We start from the raw sequence: 21264 nt of genomic DNA on the forward strand, positions 1-21264 counted from the left end.
TTACTCCATCATCTTCTCAATTGGCAGCACCAGAATGGAACTTGCGCCCAGCGCCTTCAGTTTTTCCATGGTTTCCCAGAACAGGGTTTCGCTGCTGACCATGTGCATCGCCACGCGCTGCTGGTCGCCCGCCAGCGGCAGAATGGTTGGACGCTCAGCGCCCGGCAGCAGGGCAATCACTTCGTCCAGGCGCTCGGTCGGCGCATGCATCATGATGTATTTGGATTCACGCGCCTGAATCACGCCCTGAATGCGGGTCAGCAGTTTGTCGATGAGCTGCTGTTTGGCGTCGGCCATCTCGCCGTCGCGCTGGATAAGGCACGCTTTGGAGCGGTAGATCACCTCCACTTCGCGCAGGCCGTTCGCTTCGAGCGTGGCGCCGGTGGAGACGAGGTCACAGATGGCATCGGCCAGGCCCGCACGCGGCGCCACTTCAACAGAGCCATTCAGCAGACAGGATTTAAACTGCACGCCTTTTTGATCGAGGTAACGCTTCAGCAGGTGAGGGTAAGAGGTGGCGATACGTTTGCCGTTCAGCGCGGCCGGGCCGTCCCAGGCTTCATCGACCGGCGTGGCCAGCGACAGGCGGCAGCCGCCAAAGTCCAGACGACGCAGGGTAAAGTAGCGCGGATCTTCGCCCTGCGCGCGGCGGGTTAACAACTCTTCTTCCAGTACGTTTTCGCCGATGATGCCGAGATCAACGACGCCATCCATCACCAGGCCCGGGATATCGTCATCACGTACGCGCAGAATGTCGATCGGCATATTTTCAGCCAGGGCGATCAGGCGCTGGGTGTGCAGGTTGATTTTAATCCCGCAGCGGGCCAGCAGTTCGCGTGAATCGTCGCTTAAACGGCCTGATTTTTGAATAGCTATGCGTAAACGTGAGTTATCTAACATTCTGTGTTCCTCGTTAACCTGTTTTAACCTGTCTGAATGCGGTCCAAAAAAAAGCCCCCGGAAGAAGATCTTCCGGGGGCTTTTTCATGCGTTCATGCACCACTGGAAGATCCAAACGTCTTCCAGCACACATCGCCTGAAAGACTAGTCAGGATGATGGTGATGATGGTGGTTTTTAAAAGGAACGCGTGTCATATAAATTCTCGTTGAATGCTTATGCATTTGATGTCTTTTAACCTAAACCAGTTGTACGCCATAAAGCAAGGGCTTTTTTTGATCATTAATTCATTTCATATTGATGGTATGAATTGTGCGTTCCACCAGGCTGGCGTAGCCTTATAACAGGCATCGTTAAGCGGAGAATGTAATGAAAAAGGTCGCGATTGTCGGGTTAGGGTGGTTAGGAATGCCACTGGCGATGTCATTAGCCGCGAAAGGCTGGCAGGTGACAGGGAGTAAGACCACCCGAGATGGGGTTGAAGCGGCACGCATGTGCGGCATTGATGGTGTCGAGCTGCGTCTCGAACCCGAGCTTATCTGCGATACCGACGAACTGGATGAACTGATGAATGTGGACGCGCTGGTCATTACCTTACCGGCGCGGCGCAGCGGCCCGGGTGAGTCTTTTTACTTGCAGGCGGTGCAGGAGATTGTCGACAGCGCCCTGGCGCACCATATCCCGCGTATCATTTTCACCAGCTCCACCTCCGTCTATGGCGATATCGACGGTACGGCGAAAGAAAACACCGAGCGCCGTCCGGTGACCGCCAGCGGCCGGGTACTGAAAGAGCTGGAAGACTGGCTGCACAATCTGCCTGGCACGCAGGTGGATATCTTACGCCTGGCCGGACTGGTGGGGCCGGGGCGTCATCCGGGGCGCTTCTTTGCCGGTAAATCCGCGCCGGATGGCCAGCACGGGGTTAATCTTGTGCATCTTGAGGATGTTATTGGCGCAATAGAACTGCTTTTGCAGGCTCCGAAAGGGGGGCACATCTATAATATATGTGCGCCCTCGCATCCGCCGCGCAGTACCTTTTATCCGCTGATGGCGCGCCAGCTGGGTCTGGCGCCGCCGGTATTCAGCGAGGCGCAGGGGGAACGCAAAGGCAAAATTATTGATGGCAATCGTATTTGCCATGAACTGGGATTTGAATATCAGTATCCCGATCCGCTGGTTATGCCCATGGAATAATTGCGCCGGCGGAGACAATCGCACACCGCAAGGGGGCGAAGATGAAACCGCTGCTGGATGTTCTTGTTATTCTGGATGCGCTGGAAAAAGAGGGGAGCTTTGCCGCCGCCTCGGCGAAGCTCTATAAAACCCCTTCGGCTCTGAGCTACACCGTGCAAAAGCTCGAGAGCGATCTGAATATCCAAATCCTTGACCGCACCGGGCATCGCGCGCGTTTCACCCGTACAGGGCAGATGCTGCTGGAAAAAGGGCGTGACGTGCTGCATACGGTTCGCGAGCTGGAAAAACAGGCCGTCAAACTTCACCAGGGCTGGGAAAATGAGCTGGTGATTGGGGTTGATGATACTTTCCCTTTCTCCCTGCTTACCCCGCTTATTGAGGCGTTCTATCAGCGCCACAGCGTCACCCGGCTGGTTTTTATCAATGGCGTGCTGGGCGGTTCCTGGGAGGCCCTGACGCAGGGCAGGGCGGATATCATCGTTGGGGCGCTGCATGAGCCTCCCCAGTTGAGCGAATTTGGTTTTGCGCGGCTGGGTGTTCTGGAGCAGGTTTTTGCCGTTGCGCCTCATCACCCGCTGGCGAATGAACCGGAGCCTGTTACCCGACGCGTCATTAAAAACTATCGCGCCATTGTGGTTGGAGACAGTTCTCGCCCCGAATGCGGCATTTCATCGCAGCTGCTGGATGAGCAGGAGGCCATCACCGTTTTTGATTTTAAAACCAAGCTGGAGCTGCAAATAAGCGGCCTGGGGTGCGGTTACCTTCCCCGTTATTTAGCGCAGCGGTTTATTGACAGCGGAGCGCTGGTGGAAAAACAAGTTTTAGCGCAGAGCAGTAACGAATCGGTATGGGTGGGCTGGAATGAACAGACCGCCGGGCTTGCCAGCGCCTGGTGGCGAGACGAAATTTTAGCAAATAGTGCTATCGCCACAGTTTACGCTCAGGCAGATGATGGGAAATCAATCAGTTAGTAAAATTAATTTATGGGCAGGTTTCTCAATGTATTGCCTTTTGTATCTGGAATAGGGCAAAATGCCGCCGCTGCAAACAAATGAATAATCGACGATATAAAAGGCGTCGGTTATTTTTTTTTGCATGTACGAAACGAAACTAAAAACCAAGAGGCCGGGCTTCGTACCGGATAGATATTTACTAAAATCCGACAGTTGTTGTCGCTGAGGAAGAAAGAAATGGGGCAATTTTTCGCTTACGTGGCGGTTATCACCGTAAAGGAGAATAACTATGTCGCATAACGCAACTCCAAACACCTCTCGCGTGGAATTACGTAAAACGCTTACGTTGATTCCGGTTGTTATGATGGGCCTTGCCTATATGCAACCGATGACGCTGTTCGATACATTCGGTATCGTATCAGGCCTTACTGACGGTCACGTTGCAACGGCGTACGCCTTTGCGCTGGTCGCCATCCTCTTTACAGCGCTGAGCTACGGTAAACTGGTTCGCCGTTTCCCGTCCGCAGGCTCTGCGTACACCTATGCTCAGAAATCCATTAGCCCGGCGGTTGGCTTTATGGTGGGCTGGTCATCACTGCTGGACTACCTGTTCATGCCGATGATCAACATTCTGCTGGCAAAAATTTACTTCGAAGCGCTGGTGCCTTCCGTGCCGTCGTGGATCTTCGTTGTGGCGCTGGTGGCCTTTATGACCATCTCTAACCTGCGCAGCATCAAGACCGTGGCTAACTTCAACACCCTGATTGTGATCCTTCAGATGGGGATTGTTGCGGTTATCGTTGGGCTGATCATCTACGGCGTTTCCCACGGGGAAGGCGCAGGTACGCTGACCAGCACCCGTCCGTTCTGGTCTGAAGGCGCGCACGTAGTGCCGATGATCACCGGTGCGACTATCCTGTGCTTCTCGTTCCTGGGCTTCGACGGTATCTCTTCTCTGTCTGAAGAGACCAAAGACGCTGAGCGCGTGATCCCGAAAGCGATTTTCCTGACCGCGCTGATTGGCGGCCTGATCTTCATTGGTGCGTCTTACTTCTTACAGCTGTACTTCCCGGATATCTCTCGCTTTAAAGATCCGGATGCATCACAGCCTGAAATTATGCTGTACGTGGCGGGTAAAACCTTCCAGTGGGGCGTGCTGATCTTCTCCAGCGTCACCGTACTGGCTTCCGGTATGGCAGCGCACGCGGGCGTCTCTCGTCTGATGTACGTGATGGGCCGTGACGGTGTGTTCCCAACCCGCTTCTTCGGTTACGTGCATCCTAAATGGCGTACCCCGGCGTGGAACGTGCTGCTGGTGGGCGCTATTGCCCTGCTGGCGATTAAATTCGACCTGGTAACGGCCACGGCGCTGATTAACTTTGGTGCGCTGGTGGCGTTCACCTTCGTTAACCTCTCCGTGATTTCGCAGTTCTGGATCCGTGAGAAGCGCAACAAGACGCTGAAGGACCACATCAACTATCTGGTGCTGCCAGTGTGTGGTGCCCTGACGGTGGGCGCCCTGTGGATCAACCTGGAAGAGAGCTCAATGGTTCTGGGTCTGATCTGGGGTGCAATCGGTCTGATTTACCTGGCTTGCGTGACCAGAAGCTTCCGCAACCCGGTTCCTCAGTACGAAGACGTCGCGTAAGACTGTGTCGGGTGGCGGCTTTGCTCAACCCGACCTACAGTTTCGTAGGCCGGGTAAGCGTTAGCGCCACCCGGCAAAAAAAAGCCGGAGACATCGCCTCCGGCTTTTTTGTACCCGCTATTCAGACAATCTCTTGCGCATACTGGAACAGCGCTTTCAGCAGCGCCTGCTTCTCAGCATTCCCTTCATACTGACCGTAAAGCATCTCCAGCTCCTGGGCGTAGCTATTAAGAAACTCCGGCGTAAACACGTTGCGCCGATGCTGTAACCAGCGTTCCTGCTCTGCTTCATCCAGCGTGCCGGGATAGTTACGCGCGCGATAATTAAACATCAGCTTCTCAATGCGCTTATCTGCGAAGGTGATATCCAGCGCGGGCAGGTTACGCGGGTCGGTTTGCAGCACGATATTCATCGCCGCGCGATCGGCGTCGCTGAAGAAGCCGTTATAAAGCTGCGCATCCACATTCTCAGACGGCACGAACGGCTCTGCTTCGGCAAAAATGGCGACAACTTTCTCGCGCACCTGCGGGTTGTCGCGCAGCACTTTCAGGTTATCGAGGCAGTGCTGACGGTTAATCCCCAGCCGGTCGGCGTCTTCCGGGCGCAGCGTGTTGGCCTGCGCCAGCACCGGGCACTTATTGATGTGCACCAGTTTTACCGGTACGGCTGGCAGGTCACCCAGCGCCTCTTTCGGCGTATAGAGCCGTTCACGTAAGGTGTCGCTGTTGAGCTCAAGCAGCGGGGAGATATCTCCGGCGAGATCCACCATGATGACGGCGTTACGGTTGTCCGGATGCCAGGCAAGCGGCGCCACCCAGCTTGTATTCCCGCGCCACGCACCGAACATCCCTGAAATATGCACCAGCGGTTTCATCTGCGGCACGTCAATTAGCGTCATCAGCTTTTGCTTGCTGCGATGGCTCAACAGATACTCAAACAGGCGCGGCTGCGCGGTTTTTACAAGTTTCGCCATAGCGATGGTCGCGTAAACGTCTGCCATCGCGTCGTGGGCGTTGCTGTGCTCAATGCCGTTGGCCCGCGTCAGGTGCTCGAGCCTGAAGCTCGGCAAGCCGTCGTCGTTCTCCGGCCAGTTAATCCCCTCCGGGCGCAGCGCATAGCAGGCGCGCATGATATCCAGCAAATCCCAGCGTGAATTACGGTTCTGCCAGCTCCAGGCATACGGATCGTAGAAGTTGCGGTAGAAGATATTGCGCGTCACTTCATCGTCAAAACGGATGTTGTTGTAACCCACCACGCAGGTATTGGGCACCGTGAACAGGTCGTGGATGCGACGGGCAAATTCTGCTTCGCTAACGCCTTTATCCCGCGCTTCCTGAGGCGTGATGCCCGTCACCATTACCGCGCCCGGCTGCGGCAGATAGTCATCGGCGGGCTTACAGTAAAACACCTCGGGTTCGCCGATGACGTTAAATTCGTCATCGGTACGGATAGCCGCAAACTGCGCCGGTCGGTCCAGCGCCGGATGGGTGCCAAAGGTTTCGTAATCGTGGAACAAAAAAGTCGGGCGCGCGGCAGAGTCAGACACCAGTAATCTCATCCTGTTAAAAATTGACGTCTCTATGGTAAACGATTGGGGTGAGCAGTCCGAATAAAAAGCACCGTCAGGCAAGAAATTTGCGAGATTTGTTCCGAAAAAATCTGCGTGCTGTCACATTTTTTTGCAATTAAGGCAGGTAACGACATCAGAACTCCCGTAAAAAGGTCATCGATTTTTACTGACCTGAGGATATACCGTTGAAACGCCGTCTGTTTATTGCTGTTTCTTTACTCGCTTCGAGTATTTCATCCGCGCTGGCTGCCGAGCCGCTGGATTTTTCACCTCAGCCGCCTGCCATCCAGGCTGGCTCCTGGATATTGATGGATTACACCACGGGTCAAATCTTAACGGCGGGCAACGAACATCAGCAGCGTAATCCGGCGAGCCTGACCAAACTGATGACGGGGTACGTTGTCGATCGTGCCATTGATAGCCACCGCATCAGCCCCGATGACATTGTGACGGTCGGACGTGACGCATGGGCAAAAGGCAATCCGGTCTTTGACGGTTCGTCGCTGATGTTTCTGAAGGAGGGCGATCGGGTTTCCGTGCGCGATCTCAGCCGCGGCCTGATTGTTGATTCCGGCAATGACGCCTGCGTGGCGCTGGCGGATCACGTGGCGGGCGGTCAGCCGCAGTTCGTCAGGATGATGAATGACTACGTTGAAAAGCTGAACCTGCGCGATACCCACTTCGAAACCGTACACGGGCTGGATGCACCGGGTCAGCACAGCTCCGCTTACGATCTCGCCGTGCTTTCCCGGGCCATCATTCACGGCGAGCCTGAGTTCTATCACATGTACAGCGAAAAGAGCCTGACCTGGAACGGCATCACCCAGCAGAACCGCAACGGCCTGCTGTGGGATAAGACCATGAACGTGGATGGCCTGAAAACGGGTCACACCTCGGGCGCGGGCTTTAACCTGATTGCCTCCGCGGTGGACGGTCAGCGTCGACTGATTGCTGTGGTGATGGGGGCAGACAGCCCGAAAGGACGTGAAGATCAGGCGCGCAAGCTGCTGCACTGGGGACAGCAAAATTTTGATACGGTGCAGATCCTGCATAACGGTAAAAAAGTGGGAACCGAGCGCATCTGGTACGGCGATAAAGAGCAGATCGCGCTGGGCACGGATCAGGACTTCTGGCTGGCATTACCCAAATCGGAAGTGCCGAACATCAAGGCGAAATACGTGATGGATAAAAAAGAGCTGGAAGCGCCGATCGCCGCGCATCAGCGGGTAGGGGAGATCCAGCTGTACGATCGTGACAAGGTGGTAGCGCACTGGCCATTGGTTACGCTGGAAAGCGTTGAAAAGGGCGGCCTTTTCTCCCGTATTGGCGATTATCTGCATCATAAACTCTGACCTTTTTGGGCAGACTGGCAGTGTTGCGAGTCTGCTCACATAATAAACACTCCTGGTTTGCCGATAATCTCGATTCTGCTTTACAGTGTATATATATACAGTAATAAACGGAGGCAGCATGGACTACAGCATCAGGCAGCAACAGAAACGTACGATCGCTGGCTTTCATCTCGTGGGGCCGTGGGAAAAGACGGTCAAGCAGGGATTCGAACAGCTGGTCATGTGGGTAGACGGGCGTCATATTCAGCCGCAGGAGTGGGTGGCCGTTTATTATGACAATCCGGATGACGTGCCGGCAGAAAAGCTCCGCTGCGTTACCGCCGTAACGGTAGCGGACGATTTCACTATTCCTGAAAACAGCGAAGGGATAATGATGACCGAAATTGCTGCCGGAGAGTATGCTATTGCCGCCGCGCGCGTCGAAAATCATGATTTCGCCACTCCATGGTATCAGTTCTTCAACTCCCTGCTGGAAGACAACAAATTCCAGATCGCGGCAAAACCCTGCTTCGAACGCTATCTGAACGATGGCAATGCTGACGGCTACTGGGATATTGAGATGTTTGTACGGGTAGAGCATAAAGTGGGATAATCCTGCGGAATGCAGGGTTTTTCAGCCGGGCGCGATCCACCCGGCTGAAAACACAGTACAATTGTGGTTTGCCGTAGAGCTGGAGACGGGTGTGCGCCCCGACAAGTCATTAACCCCTTTTGAAATTCGGTTATACAAACATTATCGCGTGGTGCACGGTTGCCGCATTGCGCTGGCGTTTGTGTTGACCTTCGTACTGGTTCGTCTGCTGGATATCCCGGAAGGGACGTGGCCGCTGATCACGCTGGTGGTGGTGATGGGGCCGATCTCATTCTGGGGGAACGTGGTCCCGCGCGCTTTCGAACGCATAGGCGGCACCGTTTTAGGCTCAGCGCTTGGGCTTATCGCCCTGAAGCTGGAGCTGATCTCGTTTCCGGTCATGTTGCTGTGGTGCGCGGTGGCGATGTTTCTTTGTGGATGGCTTGCCCTTGGCAAGAAACCGTATCAGGCGCTGCTGATTGGCATTACGCTCGCGGTTGTGGTCGGCGCACCGGCGGGCGATATGACCACCGCATTGTGGCGAAGCGGGGACGTGATCCTTGGCTCGTTGCTCGCCATGCTGTTTACCGGCATCTGGCCGCAGCGCGCCTTCCTGCACTGGCGCATTCAGATGGCAAACTACGTCACGGCATTTAACCGGGTCTACCAGGCCGGGTTTTCGCCGAATCTGATTGAGCGCCCGCGTCTGGAAAAGCACCTGCAAAAAATCCTCAATGATGTGGTCAAAATGCGCGGGTTGATTACCCCGGCAAGCAAAGAAACCCATATCCAGAAAGCCATTTTTGAAGCTATTCAGACGGTCAGCCGTAATCTGGTCTGTATGCTTGAACTGCAAATCAATGCCCACTGGGCCTCACGCCCCAGCCATCTTCTGATGCTCAACGCGCATACGCTAAAAGAGACGCAGCAGATGACGCAACAAACCCTGCTGACCATCGCCCATGCGCTCTACGAAGGTAACCCACAGCCGATACGGGCGAACAGCGAGCGGCTGAACGAAATCGTCGCCGAGCTTAAACAGCTGATGAATGAGCGCCAGGGCGACAATGTGGCGGAAACGCCCATCCATGGTTATGTCTGGCTGAGTATGGAGCTGGCGCGACAGCTGGAGTTGTTATCGCAGCTGATTTGCCGGGCGCTGCGCAAATAAAAAGCGTATGTGATGCCTGCTGCTTCGATTCAGCAACAATTAGGGTTATGATGGTTTTAAACGATATACTCATTGTCATTCGCAGCCGCTGTCTGTTAAAACGGTTGCTTTAACGAATCCGAATCTCACATTATCAGGGGTATAAAAATGGAAACTACCAAGCCTTCGTTCCAGGATGTTCTGGAGTTCGTCCGCCTGTTCCGCCGCAAAAACAAGCTACAGCGCGAAATCCAGGACGTAGAGAAGAAGATCCGTGACAACCAGAAACGTGTCCTGCTGCTGGACAACCTGAGCGACTACATCAAGCCTGGCATGAGCGTTGAAGCTATTCAGGGCATCATCGCCAGCATGAAGAGCGATTATGAAGATCGCGTTGATGACTACATCATCAAAAACGCTGAGCTGTCCAAAGAGCGTCGCGACATCTCCAAGAAGCTGAAAGTGATGGGCGAAATCAAAAACGTCGACGCTAAAGGCGAGTAATCGCACACTCTGTTGCCCGGTGGCGCTGCGCTTACCGGGCCTACAGGACTGTTATTACGTAGGTCGGGTAAGGCGAAGCCGCCACCCGACAATTTCACGAACGCAGAAAAGCAAAAAGCCTGCTCTAAAAGCAGGCTTTTTAAATTTGGCTCCTCTGACTGGACTCGAACCAGTGACATACGGATTAACAGTCCGCCGTTCTACCGACTGAACTACAGAGGAATCGTTGTGGAGGCTTATCTTAGCGGCGAAAAAACTTTTGTCAAACCTGATCTCAGGCAAAAGCGTTTGATTGATGATTCTGTCGTCATTTTGTTGTAAATCCAAACATAATTTTATGGAAAATACTTTGCAGGATACGCGTTTCTGCCCCATCATTTGAAATGGAGTTTCAACTTTCTCTCTAAGGTCCATTTTGAACGTCACCGCACCCCTACGCCAGGCGATTATGCGCACGCCCTGGTATGCAAAACGTAAGAGCTATCGAGTTCTGTTCTGGCGTGAAATCACCCCCCTTGCCGTGCCTATTTTCCTGGAGAATACCTGCGTCCTGCTAATGGGGGTGCTGAGCACTTTTCTGGTGAGCTGGCTCGGTAAAGAAGCCATGGCCGGGGTAGGGCTGGCGGACAGTTTCAACATGGTGGTGATGTCCTTCTTTGCCGCTATCGATCTCGGTACGACGGTGGTGGTGGCGTTTAGCCTGGGCAAGCTCGATCCGAAGCGTGCCCGCGAAGCGGCCAGACAGTCGCTAATGATCATGACCCTCTTTTCGATCATCCTTGCGGCGGTTATCCATTATTACGGCAAAGAAATCATCGACATTGTCGCGGGAGAAGCGACCAGCGAGGTGAAGGATCTGGCTCTCACCTACCTGGAAATGACGGTGCTGAGTTATCCGGCAGCTGCCATCGCGCTGATTGGTAGCGGTGCGCTTCGTGGAGCAGGAAATACCAAAATTCCGCTGCTGATTAACGGCGGCATGAACATCCTGAATATCATTATCAGCAGCGTTTTGATTTACGGCGTCTTTTCCTGGGAGGGGCTGGGCTTTGTCGGCGCGGGTTTAGGCCTGACCATTTCCCGCTATATTGGTGCGGCGGCGATAATTGGCGTACTGATGGCGGGAATTACGCCATCGCTGCGCCTGACGCTGAAAAGCTATTTCCGTCCGCTTAACTTCGCCATTATCTGGGAAGTGATGGGGATCGGGATTCCGGCCAGCATCGAATCCGTGTTGTTTAACGGTGGGAAACTGCTGACGCAGATGTTTGTTGCCGGGATGGGAACAGACGTCATCGCCGGCAACTTTATTGCCTTCTCCATCGCCTCGCTCATTAACCTGCCTGGAAACGCGCTGGGGTCGGCGTCGACGATCATTACCGGCAGACGTCTCGGAAAGGGGCAGATAGGGCAGGCGGAACGGCAACTTCGGCACGTCTTCTGGCTTTCAACTATTGGACTGACGGCGATTGCGTGGGGAACTGCGCCTTTTGCCGGGCTGATGGCCTCGTTCTATACGCATGAAAATGACGTGAAAGAGGTCGTGAAGGTGCTCATTTGGCTCAACGCGGCGTTTATGCCAATTTGGGCCGCGTCCTGGGTACTTCCTGCCGGGCTGAAAGGGGCGCGCGATGCCCGGTTTGCGATGTGGGTCTCCATGCTCGGCATGTGGGGCTGTCGCGTTGTGGCGGGCTACACGCTGGGGGTAATGTTGGGTATGGGCGTTGTCGGCGTCTGGCTGGGGATGTTCCTTGACTGGGCCGTGCGCGGGGCGCTGTTCTACTGGCGCATGGTGAGCGGGCGCTGGCTGTGGAAATATCCGCGAAAAAAACCGGAGCAGGAGGTTTCGGAAACGGCAAGTGCCTGACAAATGTGCGAAGTGGAGAATAAATCGGCAAACGATTGAAAATCTGCATTCACCCTTTGACATCCTCAGAGCGCATCGATAATATGCGCCCCGTTCACACGATTCCTCTGTAGTTCAGTCGGTAGAACGGCGGACTGTTAATCCGTATGTCACTGGTTCGAGTCCAGTCAGAGGAGCCAAATTTAAAAAGCCTGCTTTTAAAGCAGGCTTTTTGCTTTTCTGCGTTCGTGAAATTGTCGGGTGGCGCTCCGCTTACCCGACCTACGGAATCCCAGGCCGGGTGAGTGGGTCCTTGTTATCAGCGGAACGGTGGCTCATTGAAGGTGCGCAGCTTGCGGGAATGCAGTTTGTCGCCCTCTGCACGCAGTAAATCGATGGCGCGAATGCCAATCTGAAGATGCTCTGAGATCGCCCCTTCGTAAAAACGGTTCGCCTGGCCCGGCAGTTTGATCTCGCCGTGCAGCGGTTTATCGGACACGCACAGCAGCGTGCCGTAAGGGACGCGGAAGCGATAGCCCTGCGCGGCAATGGTGGCGCTTTCCATATCGATTGCGACCGCACGGCTGAGATTGAAACGCAGGGCGGAGGCGGAATAGCGCAGCTCCCAGTTACGATCGTCGGTGGTGACGACCGTACCGGTACGCAGGCGCTGCTTCACCTCTTCACCCGGCATGCCGCTCACCTCTTTGGTGGCGTCGTACAGGGCGCGCTGCACTTCCGCGATACTCGGGATAGGAATATCCGGCGGCAGAACCGCGTCAAGGACATGGTCGTCACGCAAATAAGCGTGGGCGAGGACGTAATCGCCAATCAGCTGACTTTCACGCAGGCCGCCGCAGTGGCCGATCATCAGCCAGACGTCCGGGCGCAGTACCGCCAGATGGTCGCAGATGGTTTTCGCATTCGACGGGCCAACGCCGATGTTAATCAGCGTAATGCCCTGACCGTCGGCGGTGATCAGGTGCCAGGCTGGCATCTGGTGCTTTTTCCACGCCAGGTCGGAGATGGCCTCTTCCGGTGCTTCGGTTTCGGCGGTGATCCATATCCCGCCCGCGCAGGAGAGGGCGATGTAAGGGCTGTCCGGATCGAGGATCTGGCTACAGCCCCAGCGGACAAATTCGTCCACATAGCGGGTGTAATTGGTAAACAACACGAACGGCTGGAAATGTTCGGCTGGGGTGCCGGTGTAGTGGCGCAGGCGTGCCAGCGAGAAATCGACACGGCGGGCATCAAAGTGCGACAGCGGTGAAAACTCTGCCGGGTGATAGATCCCGTCCGCCGTCTCATCGCCAATCTGCGACAGCTCAGTGGTCGGGAAGTGGCGGGTCAGCCCCGCGCTCATGGAGCGATCCAGCGTCAGCGCTGAACCGTCTATCACGTACGGGTAAGGGATCTCGTGCAGGGACGGTTCAACGCTGATATGCGCGCCGTAATCCTGATACAGCAGGGTAAGCTGCTCTTCCAGGTAGGGGCGGAACAGCGCAGGTCGCGTGATGGTCGTGCTGTAACAGCCGGAGTGGGTGAAACGCGCATAGGCGCGGGTTTTCGGATTGCTGCTGGCGCTGCCGTCCCAGGTGACAGAGAGCGATGGATAAACAAAAAGGCCCTGGGTTCTGGCCTTTTCATCGGGAAGTTTCCCTGTTTCGATATAGTCACTGATGGCGCTGCGCAGTGCATTGACGGACTGTTCATACAGCGCGTCGAGTTTTTCCAGCGCCTGAGCCGGGGTCAGGCTGGAGCCCTTATTATTCATGTCTGTCTCCTTGTTCCACAGGTGTGCGGCTTTACCCGATAGTATGTCACACGCCTGTGAAACAAAAGTGAGGAGATCAGCTGTGCACGGTTTCCTTCATCAACAGGGCGGTGGCGGCAGAAAGCAGGCAACCCGCCAGCAGATAAATCGCCACGCTATGCCAGTTACCGCCTGAGAACGTCACCAGCGCGGCGGCGATAAACGGCGTAAACCCGCCGCCGACCACGCTCGCCACCTGATACCCCACGCCCGCGCCGCTGTAGCGGTAGCTTGCGCCAAACAGCTCGGTGAACATTGGCTGCTGCACGCAGACCACCATATCGTGAGCGATGTTCGCAAGCATGATCGCGAAGAAGACAATCCAGAAGACCGACTGTGCCTCCAGCGCCATAAAGAACGGCCAGGCGCTGAGTGTGCCGATGAGCGCCCCGGTGATATACACCCGTAGACGGCCAAAGCGATCCGCCAGCCAGGCGAAGCAGGGGATGGTCAGGCAGCTGATCCCGCCCACCACCAGGCCAATATTCAGGAACAATTCCCGCGGCAGGCCGAGGTTTTGCGTGGAGTAGTTCAGGGCAAAGGCGGTGACGATATACATCGTCAGCAGTTCGCACAGGCGCAGGGCAATGATTTTCAGAAAAGCGCCAGGGTGCTGCACCAGCGCTTCCATCACCGGCAGCCGTTTTTTCGCGACCGGTTTTTCGCGCTGCTGCCGCTCAAACTCAGCCGACTCTTCCATGCCGTTACGGATCCACAGGGCCACCACGACCAGCACAATGCTGAAGATAAACGGAATACGCCAGCCCCAGCTCAGGAACTGCTCGTCTGTAGTGAGCTGGCTTATTAGCGACACCAGGCCCGTGGAGAGCAGCAGACCCACGCCATAACCCACCTGCACGCCGCTGCTGTAAAACGCTTTCTTGTTCTTCGGCGCGCTTTCCACGGACAGCAATGCCGCGCCGCCCCATTCACCGCCGACGGCAAAGCCCTGAATAGCGCGCAGCGTCACCAGCAACACCGGAGCCCACCAGCCAATCGAGGCAAAGGAGGGCAAAATTCCGATCAGCGCGGTGGCAATGCCCATCATCCAGACGGTGAGCATCAGCATACGTTTCCGGCCAAGGCGGTCACCGAAGTGGCCGAAAATTATCCCGCCCAGAGGACGAAACAGAAAACCGACGCCGAAGGTGGCAAATGCAGCAAGCGTGCCCATGGCGGGGCTGATCTGGGGAAAGAATTCACGGTTAAAGACCAGCGCAGCGGTAATACCGTAGAGCAGAAAGTCATACCAGTCGACGACGGCGCCTGCGAAGCTACCTAAAGCGGCGCGGCGGGCGCGGTTAAGCGAAGGTGTCTCCTCGTTGCGGCGAGCGGAGATAAGGGTGGAGTCCATAGTTGTCCTGTCTGTACTGATTTTTAATTATTGGTATAAGAAAAGGTCACTCACATCACGGCCGTCATATTGACGGAATGTATGAGACTACCGCGACAGGCGGCCTGAGAAAACGTTTTTATCTTTCCTGAAAGCGCAGAATAAATAAATTTCATCTTATCGGGCGACAACATAAATCAGCCTGTTTGGCTCCGGTTAGGGCTGAATGGTTTACAGTAATAACGATCGCTGCGTGACGTAAGCTGAGGGTATAACGATGCAACGCCTCTTTCCTGCACTGTGGGTAGTCCTGTTTTTAGTCGTATCTCCGCTGCATGCGGAGCCGAAAGTCTATGGCGAACAGCGTATTCACCGCTGGTGGGATGCAGTAACGGACGATATTGCGCGAACCTGGGAACAGCCGGATCGTTACGATCTCTACCTTCCGTTTCTGAGCTGGCATGCTCGATTCATGTATGACAAAGAGAAAACCGACAACTACAACGAAATGCCGTGGGGCGGGGGGCTGGGCGTGTCCCGCTACAACGACGAGGGCAACTGGAGCGCGCTCTTTGCCATGATGTTCAAAGATTCACATAACGAATGGCAGCCTGCGATGGGCTACGGCTGGGAGAAGGGCTGGTATCTGGATAACGCAAAAGATTTCCGTCTGGGGCTGGGGGCCGCTGCGGGGATCACGGCACGCGACGACTTTGCCAACTATGTCCCGCTGCCGTTTATCTTCCCGCTTTTCTCTGCCGGATATAAGCGCGTCACCGTCCAGTTCACCTATATTCCCGGGACCTACAACAACGGCAACGTGCTGTTTGCCTGGCTGCGCCTGGGCTTTTAGAGGGTGATCACTTTTTTGGCCACTGCGTTGGACAGGATCAGCAGCGAAAACAGGACCGACGTAACAAACGTAAGCACAATCAGAGCAAGTTTGGTGCTCAGGGACGTCACCGGAATGAGCGCGGTCAGCAGGTGAAACACCGAGTAGTGCATAATATAGACCCCGGTCATGGTTTTGCTAATGGCGGCCAGCACGGACTCTTTAAACTCCGCATTGCGGCGAAACCGCACGCCGTTGGCCGCAATCACCAGGGCAATAATCAGAATGTAGATTTGCGATCCGGTGAGGATAAAGGCGTTTCTGTCTGCTTTAAATAGCGCAAAAAAGAAGTGCCGCTCGTAAAACCACGTGAAGAGATAAATAAACGGTATGGCAATCACCGCTGCCCTGACCACATTTTTGCGGCCGATCCACGCCGCGATCTGCGGATCGCAAAAGAGCTGCCCCGTCAGATAAAACAGCAGCCACGTCCACAGGCGATACTGCGGCGACAATGAAAGGACATGGGCATCAGGATAGAGGGCTGACAGTAAATCGTACCCGTATGAGAAAAGCAGCAGGGCGGCAATCACCCCGCAAAAGAGCGTTCGTCGCTGGCTGAGCCACTCCACCACCGGGTGAAACGTGTAAATCACGATAAACGCGAACACGAACCAGGGTTGGATCAGATATCCGCGCTGATAGGGCTCCCACAGGTAGTAAATCGTTACCCAGAACAGAAAGACGATCACCAGGCTTTTGATCTTATCCAGCTGCCAGCGCGTGCCGTGTCGGGATTGCCCGTCCAGATACCCTGCCACCACAAAAAATAACGGCGTGGCGATGGTCGAAATGAAGGTTAAAAAACCGAGGATCCAGTGATAGTCATAATCGTAATGATCCCAGGTGTTGTAGATGGTGAAAAAGGTAACCGCCGTCATACACCCCAGCGTCTTGATGATATTCAGCCCTGTCGCATTCATTGTTGTTCAGTTTTGTCCTTACGATGGAAACACGCGTAAATTACGGGGAGTACCAGCAGCGTCAGGATTGTAGCAAACCCAAGCCCAAACATAATCACAACGGCCATGCTCTGGAAGAACACATCCAGCAGCAGAGGGGCGAGGCCGAGTACGGTCGTAAAGGCGGTGAGGAGGATGGGACGCAGGCGCGACGTGGCGGCGTAAACGATCGCACTGTGCTGATCCTGCTGCGCTTTCTGCTGTTCTATCTCTTCCACCAGCACAATGCCGTTGCGGATCAGCATCCCGCTCAGGCTCAGCAGGCCAATCAACGCCATAAAGCCAAAAGGGATGCCGGTAATTAAAAACCCCGGCGTCACGCCGATCAGCGCCAGCGGCACGGTCAGCCAGATGGCGACGGCGTTTTTCACCGAACTGAACATCAGCACCGTGATCACAAACATCACCAGATAGCCGAGCGGCAGCGTGGTAAATAACCCCTGCTGCGCTTCGCTGGAGTTCTCCGCGTCACCGCCCCACTCAATGCTGTAGCCGTGGGGCAGGGGCAGGGCATCAATTTGCGGCTTCACGCGGGCGAGAATATCGCCGGAGGTTTGCTGGCTTAGCGGGTCAGGGTCGGTCTGCACGGTCAGCACGCGGGAGCGGTCACGGCGCAGGATCAGCGGATCTTCCCACTCCAGCGCGAAGCCGCTGATGACGTTGCTCAGCGGAATATACTGCTGCCGGGTCTGGCTCCAGACCAGAACGTTATTCAGGTGATTGGCGTCCAGCCGCTCGCTTTCCGGCGGGCGCACCACCACGGGCAACAGGTCGCTGCCTTCTCTGTACAGTCCTGCCCGACTGCCGGAGAAATTCATCTCCAGTGCGTTATCGACGTCCTGCTTATCCACGCCAAGCTCACGTCCCAGCGCAGTGACGTACTGCGGGCGGAGCACTTTGCTGCGATTTTGCCAGTCGTTCCTGACGCTGTCCGTCGCCGGATCGCGCGTAAGGATGTTGTCTACCTGGCTGGCGATCAGACGCAGCCTGTCCGGATCGGGGCCTTTAATACGTATTTCAATGGCGCTGTCGCCGGAGGGGCCAAACATCACCCGCTTCGTGCTGGCGTTAACCTGCGGATAGTTCCGTGCGATGTATTCATCCATGTGGCGGGTCAGGGCGGGGATGTTACGCTGGTCGTCCATTCTCACCATAATTTGCGCATAGTTGCTGTACTGCCGCTGTCCGCTGTAGGTCAAAATAAATCGCATACTTCCCTGACCAATCGTCGAGACCGTAGTTTCCACGCCTGGCTGGCCGTTAATGGTTTTCTCGATATCACCGGTCATCTTCTCGGTCCAGTTAATGTCGGTACCGTAAGGGAGCCAGAGGTCGACAAAGAAAATTGGCGTACTGGAGGAGGGGAAGAAGTTCTGCCGCACCGAGCCAAAGCCCCAGATGGCGGCGGCCAGCAGTGCGGCCATCACTACCAGCGTTGGCGCTTTACGCCGTAACAGCGCGTTGAGCACACCCTGATAGATCCGATAGATGCGTTTGTCATAGGGATCCGTTTCGTCGGCCTTTGGCGGTGCAGCATCTCGTTTAAACAGCCACCACTTAATCAGCACTGGCGTAATGGTGAGGGCTGAGAACCAGCTCAGCATGAGCGAAATCAGCAGGACCTGAAACAGCGACTTACAGTATTCGCCGGTGGAATCCTGTGACAGCCCGACGGGCGCAAAGGCCAGGATGGCGATGACCGTTGCACCCAGCAGCGGCAGCGCAGAACGGCGAATAATGTCGCTAATGGCGTTCATCAGGGACGAGCCCTGCTGCCGGGCTACCAGTACCCCTTCGACAATAACAATGGCATTGTCGACCAGCATGCTGAGGGCGATGATCAGCGCGCCCAGTGAAATGCGCTGTAGTTCAATACCCCAGAGATACATGATCAGCAGCGTGCCCAGCACGTTGAGGGCGAGGGAAAAGGCGATAATGATCCCGCTGCGTAAGCCCATAAAGATCAACAACACGCCGATGACAATTGCCAGCGCCATCAGGAAGTTAATGATAAATCCGTTAACGGAATGCCCGACCTCCGCCGCCTGATCGTAAAACAGGTCGATATGGATACCTGCCGGTTTCTCGGCTGACATCTGCTCTAGCTTCGCCTCCAGGGCATGTCCCACGTCGATCACGTTAACGCCGGGGATAAAGGAGACGCCCATGGTGACGGCTTTTCTGCCGTTGGCATGGTAGATGCTGGCAGGGGACGCATCCAGCCCGCGTGACAGGGTGGCAATATCCCGTAAGCGGGTAGCCGCCCCAACGCCGGGCGGGGTCACGATGAGATCGGCCAACTCGTCAATACTTTCGAATTCACCGGTAGGATGCAGACGAATTGACTCGGTACCGGAGGGGATCTCTCCCGCGCTGGAGACCACGTTCAGCCTGCTGAGCTGGGCAGAAAGCTGGTTCAGCGTTATCCCGCGCGCGGCCATTTTGCTCAGAGAAATGTCCACGTTAATCTGCTGAGTGAGGGCTCCGCCGATGGCCACTTTGCCCACGCCTGGCACGAGGACCAACTCCCGGCGCAGCTGCTCGGCATACCGGACCAGTTCCGGATTGCTGAATTCATCTCCGGAAATGGCAAAGAAAAAGCCGAACACATCGCCAAAATCGTCATTCACAAACGGGGTCACTACGCCGGGTGGAAACTGTCTGGCGGCATCTCCCACCCGGCGACGCAGTTCATCCCAGATTTGCGGCAGTGCATTTGAGTGGTAGCGCGAGGCTATATTGACCGTGATCTGCGACAGGCCGCTGGAGGAGATGGAGCTGACGTTATCCAGATAAGGTAACTGCTGAAGCGCATTTTCCAGCGGCAGGGTGACCTCTTCCTCAACCTGCTGCGCCGACGCGCCCGGATAATGGGTGATCACCACCGCCGTTTTGATGGTAAACGCCGGATCTTCCAGTCTGCCAATGTTCAACAGGGCAATAATGCCGCCTACGCCCAGCAGCAAAATAGTCAGCCAGACGCGAACCGGGTTGCAGATAAACTGACGAGAGATATCCATTACAGTCCCCGTTCACGCGTCCAGATACGTACCGGCTGGTTGGGATGTAGCTCCCCAACGCCTGCGGCCACCACGCGTTCACCGGCCTTAAGCCCACCGACGATGACGACCCCCTCAGCGCTGACTTGCCCCACGCTGACCTTACGATCTTCAAGGTGCAACGTATCGCCTTCGCCCGTCACCACCCAGACATGTGGCTCATTGCGCGGGCGGTTATCCGGGTTAAAGACCGCTTCAACCGGCACTACCAGCGCCTCACTGCCCACGCCCGCCGGAAGGTTGGTTAAATTGATGGTGACCGTTCCGCTGACGCCGCCCACGACGGGAAAATCATCCGGGCGGGGCATGGTTAAAATCACCTGCCAGGTCAATGTGTTGCTGTCGCTACTGCCTGAGTGCTCTTTGTACACAGCGGTAAACTCGCGACCGGGCAGGGCGTTGATCCTCACTACCGGTTTGTACTGCGCATTGCGAATATCGAAGGTGTTAAACAGGTTCTCTGGAAGGCTGAACACCACGTCCAGCAGATCGGTACGGGTCAAAGTGACGACGGGCTGGCCGGCGGAGACGACCTGATGATTTCGCACATGGACGCTGGCCGCTGTCCCGCTAAAGGGGGCGACGAGCGTCATCTGGCTTAATTCTTCGCGCGCAATCTGTAGCGCGGCGTTTGCTGAATCGCGGTTGGCGCGCTGGACATCCATCTCGGCTTTCGACACGGCCTGGCGTCCCGCCAGGGTCTGGAAGCGGTCGAATTGCCGCTGAGCCAGGGTCGCCGCCGTTTGCCTGTCGTTCAGGCGCTGCCGGGCTTCACGGGCGTTGAGGCTGGCGAGCCGTTGCCCCTGTTTGACAACGGCACCCTGGCGAATGTCCAGGGTCTCAATCTGCCCGGCTCGTTTGAACGCGAGATCCGTGGCGTCGCCGGATTCAATACGGGCGGGAAACACGCGCTGCTGCGCGTTGCCGGCCTTGACCACCTCTGCGACTTTTACCATTTTCGGCAGGGGCGCGGCGCGGTCGGGTTTCGGATCGCACGCCGTCAGCAGCAATAAAACAGCAGGCAGAAGAGAGAGGTAGCGCTTCACAGTATTCCCCTGATAATAATTGTTTTATTTATTTCGTCATCAATGCTGGGGTGGCGCTATTCTGCCAGGGCCGAGACGACCACATAGGTAAATAAACCGATTGCTGTGCTGGCGATAATGGCGAGCGCAATAAACAAACCAAGGCGAATCAGGCTTAAACCGTACATGCATTCCTCCATGAGGTTGAAGGTGGCGCGGGATAAAGAGAATGAACGTGTTGCATGCCTGACTATGAGCATAGTCGGTGAATAAATAAATGTTAAATAACCATTATTAGTGGCGTGACATACTCAGGCGAAACAAGCGTTACGATAGCGTATCTCCTTTGAATAACATCCTGATATTCCTGTGCTACGTTTAATAGCATCCATTCCTTTTTTTCCGTAAAAGGCATTCACGCCTGTACCCATGGGGTTGATGCGATCTCTCCTGATTCCCTCACTGTTGTGTTGGTTATAAAAAGGATGCTTGAT

19 protein-coding genes, 2 tRNA genes and 1 other annotated feature are annotated in these 21264 nt (G+C 55.5%); of the genes, 11 read left to right on the forward strand and 10 right to left on the reverse strand.

All coding sequences use genetic code 11. The annotated features are described in order from the left end of the window. Nucleotides 1-900: an ATP phosphoribosyltransferase gene (hisG, locus tag IMQ56_RS11545; protein WP_000886595.1), complete on the reverse strand. Its 900-nt coding sequence runs from the start codon at nucleotides 898-900 to the stop codon at nucleotides 1-3. Between the two features lie 45 nt (nucleotides 901-945). Further along, nucleotides 946-1069 (reverse strand) — a sequence feature (His leader region). Continuing rightward, nucleotides 1045-1095, reverse strand: coding sequence for a his operon leader peptide (hisL, locus tag IMQ56_RS11550; protein WP_099516347.1), 51 nt, complete (start codon nucleotides 1093-1095; stop codon nucleotides 1045-1047). Its footprint overlaps the feature before it by 25 nt. Before the next feature lie 172 nt (nucleotides 1096-1267). On the opposite strand from hisL, the gene IMQ56_RS11555 reads away from it, so the two are divergent. The 4 genes from IMQ56_RS11555 (at nucleotide 1268) to IMQ56_RS11570 (ending at nucleotide 4693) form a co-directional block, all read left to right on the forward strand. Further along, nucleotides 1268-2092 (forward strand): SDR family oxidoreductase, encoded by an 825-nt coding sequence (locus tag IMQ56_RS11555; protein WP_017383300.1) that lies wholly within the window; start codon nucleotides 1268-1270, stop codon nucleotides 2090-2092. A gap of 41 nt (nucleotides 2093-2133) precedes the next feature. Further along, complete coding sequence (locus IMQ56_RS11560; RefSeq protein WP_015572401.1) at nucleotides 2134-3063, forward strand: LysR substrate-binding domain-containing protein; 930 nt, start codon at nucleotides 2134-2136, stop codon at nucleotides 3061-3063. Between the two features lie 219 nt (nucleotides 3064-3282). Beyond that, on the forward strand, nucleotides 3283-3345 hold the full coding sequence (gene yoeI, locus IMQ56_RS11565) for a membrane protein YoeI (RefSeq protein ID WP_099458931.1): 63 nt from the start codon (nucleotides 3283-3285) through the stop codon (nucleotides 3343-3345). Next, nucleotides 3335-4693: an APC family permease gene (locus IMQ56_RS11570; RefSeq protein ID WP_006811203.1), complete on the forward strand. Its 1359-nt coding sequence runs from the start codon at nucleotides 3335-3337 to the stop codon at nucleotides 4691-4693. The genes yoeI and IMQ56_RS11570 overlap by 11 nt, the downstream gene beginning before the upstream one ends. Nucleotides 4694-4814: 121 nt before the next feature. Here IMQ56_RS11570 and sbcB read toward each other — a convergent pair whose 3' ends face one another. Next, nucleotides 4815-6242, reverse strand: coding sequence for an exodeoxyribonuclease I (gene sbcB, locus IMQ56_RS11575; RefSeq protein ID WP_169804637.1), 1428 nt, complete (start codon nucleotides 6240-6242; stop codon nucleotides 4815-4817). Nucleotides 6243-6442: 200 nt separating this feature from the next. Here sbcB and dacD point away from each other — a divergent pair, with 200 nt between their 5' ends. From dacD to IMQ56_RS11595, 4 genes are all read left to right on the forward strand, one after another. Next, nucleotides 6443-7615, forward strand: a complete 1173-nt coding sequence (dacD, locus tag IMQ56_RS11580) for a serine-type D-Ala-D-Ala carboxypeptidase DacD (RefSeq protein WP_196063835.1) — start codon at nucleotides 6443-6445, stop codon at nucleotides 7613-7615. A gap of 118 nt (nucleotides 7616-7733) precedes the next feature. Next, nucleotides 7734-8207: a DNA gyrase inhibitor SbmC gene (gene sbmC, locus IMQ56_RS11585; RefSeq protein WP_196063831.1), complete on the forward strand. Its 474-nt coding sequence runs from the start codon at nucleotides 7734-7736 to the stop codon at nucleotides 8205-8207. Between the two features lie 91 nt (nucleotides 8208-8298). Next, the gene (locus tag IMQ56_RS11590) at nucleotides 8299-9357 is read left to right on the forward strand and encodes an FUSC family protein (RefSeq protein ID WP_017693112.1); all 1059 of its coding nucleotides are present in this window, start codon (nucleotides 8299-8301) and stop codon (nucleotides 9355-9357) included. 147 nt (nucleotides 9358-9504) lie between these two features. Beyond that, a complete protein-coding gene (locus IMQ56_RS11595) occupies nucleotides 9505-9840 on the forward strand; it encodes a DUF496 family protein (RefSeq protein ID WP_000450410.1) in 336 nt (111 codons plus the stop codon). Nucleotides 9841-9986: 146 nt separating this feature from the next. Here the strand turns inward: IMQ56_RS11595 and IMQ56_RS11600 are convergent. Further along, nucleotides 9987-10062 (reverse strand) — tRNA-Asn (locus IMQ56_RS11600). Between the two features lie 226 nt (nucleotides 10063-10288). On the opposite strand from IMQ56_RS11600, the gene emmdR reads away from it, so the two are divergent. Both emmdR and IMQ56_RS11610 read left to right on the forward strand, forming a co-directional pair. Then, on the forward strand, nucleotides 10289-11707 hold the full coding sequence (gene emmdR / locus IMQ56_RS11605) for a multidrug efflux MATE transporter EmmdR (protein ID WP_023294986.1): 1419 nt from the start codon (nucleotides 10289-10291) through the stop codon (nucleotides 11705-11707). Between the two features lie 103 nt (nucleotides 11708-11810). Continuing rightward, nucleotides 11811-11886: transfer RNA gene (locus tag IMQ56_RS11610), tRNA-Asn, on the forward strand. 119 nt (nucleotides 11887-12005) lie between these two features. Here IMQ56_RS11610 and IMQ56_RS11615 read toward each other — a convergent pair. After that, the gene (locus IMQ56_RS11615; protein WP_015572404.1) at nucleotides 12006-13460 is read right to left on the reverse strand and encodes an AMP nucleosidase; all 1455 of its coding nucleotides are present in this window, start codon (nucleotides 13458-13460) and stop codon (nucleotides 12006-12008) included. 76 nt (nucleotides 13461-13536) lie between these two features. Next, nucleotides 13537-14853 (reverse strand): shikimate transporter, encoded by a 1317-nt coding sequence (shiA, locus tag IMQ56_RS11620; protein ID WP_196063832.1) that lies wholly within the window; start codon nucleotides 14851-14853, stop codon nucleotides 13537-13539. Nucleotides 14854-15109: 256 nt separating this feature from the next. Between shiA and pagP the strand changes: the two genes are divergently transcribed. Continuing rightward, nucleotides 15110-15685 carry a lipid IV(A) palmitoyltransferase PagP gene (pagP, locus tag IMQ56_RS11625; protein WP_196063833.1) on the forward strand — a complete coding sequence of 192 codons (576 nt, stop codon included), beginning with the start codon at nucleotides 15110-15112 and terminating at the stop codon, nucleotides 15683-15685. Here pagP and IMQ56_RS11630 read toward each other — a convergent pair. From IMQ56_RS11630 to IMQ56_RS22950, 4 genes are all read right to left on the reverse strand, one after another. Further along, the gene (locus IMQ56_RS11630) at nucleotides 15682-16605 is read right to left on the reverse strand and encodes an acyltransferase family protein (RefSeq protein ID WP_026080612.1); all 924 of its coding nucleotides are present in this window, start codon (nucleotides 16603-16605) and stop codon (nucleotides 15682-15684) included. The two genes, pagP and IMQ56_RS11630, sit on opposite strands and share 4 nt — an antisense overlap. 38 nt (nucleotides 16606-16643) lie before the next feature. Beyond that, nucleotides 16644-19706 (reverse strand): efflux RND transporter permease subunit, encoded by a 3063-nt coding sequence (locus IMQ56_RS11635; RefSeq protein WP_196063834.1) that lies wholly within the window; start codon nucleotides 19704-19706, stop codon nucleotides 16644-16646. After that, entirely contained in the window at nucleotides 19706-20791 is a 1086-nt protein-coding gene (locus IMQ56_RS11640; RefSeq protein ID WP_032104796.1) for an efflux RND transporter periplasmic adaptor subunit, read from the reverse strand. Before IMQ56_RS11640 ends, IMQ56_RS11635 begins: the two co-directional genes overlap by 1 nt. A 290-nt stretch (nucleotides 20792-21081) precedes the next feature. Then, on the reverse strand, nucleotides 21082-21264 hold a 183-nt coding region (locus IMQ56_RS22950), incomplete at its 5' end, for a hypothetical protein (RefSeq protein ID WP_207116401.1).

It is taken from the genome of Enterobacter sp. Res13-Sevr-PEC09-46 (genome assembly GCF_015672585.1).
Classification (GTDB): Bacteria; Pseudomonadota; Gammaproteobacteria; order Enterobacterales; family Enterobacteriaceae; genus Enterobacter; species Enterobacter hormaechei_C.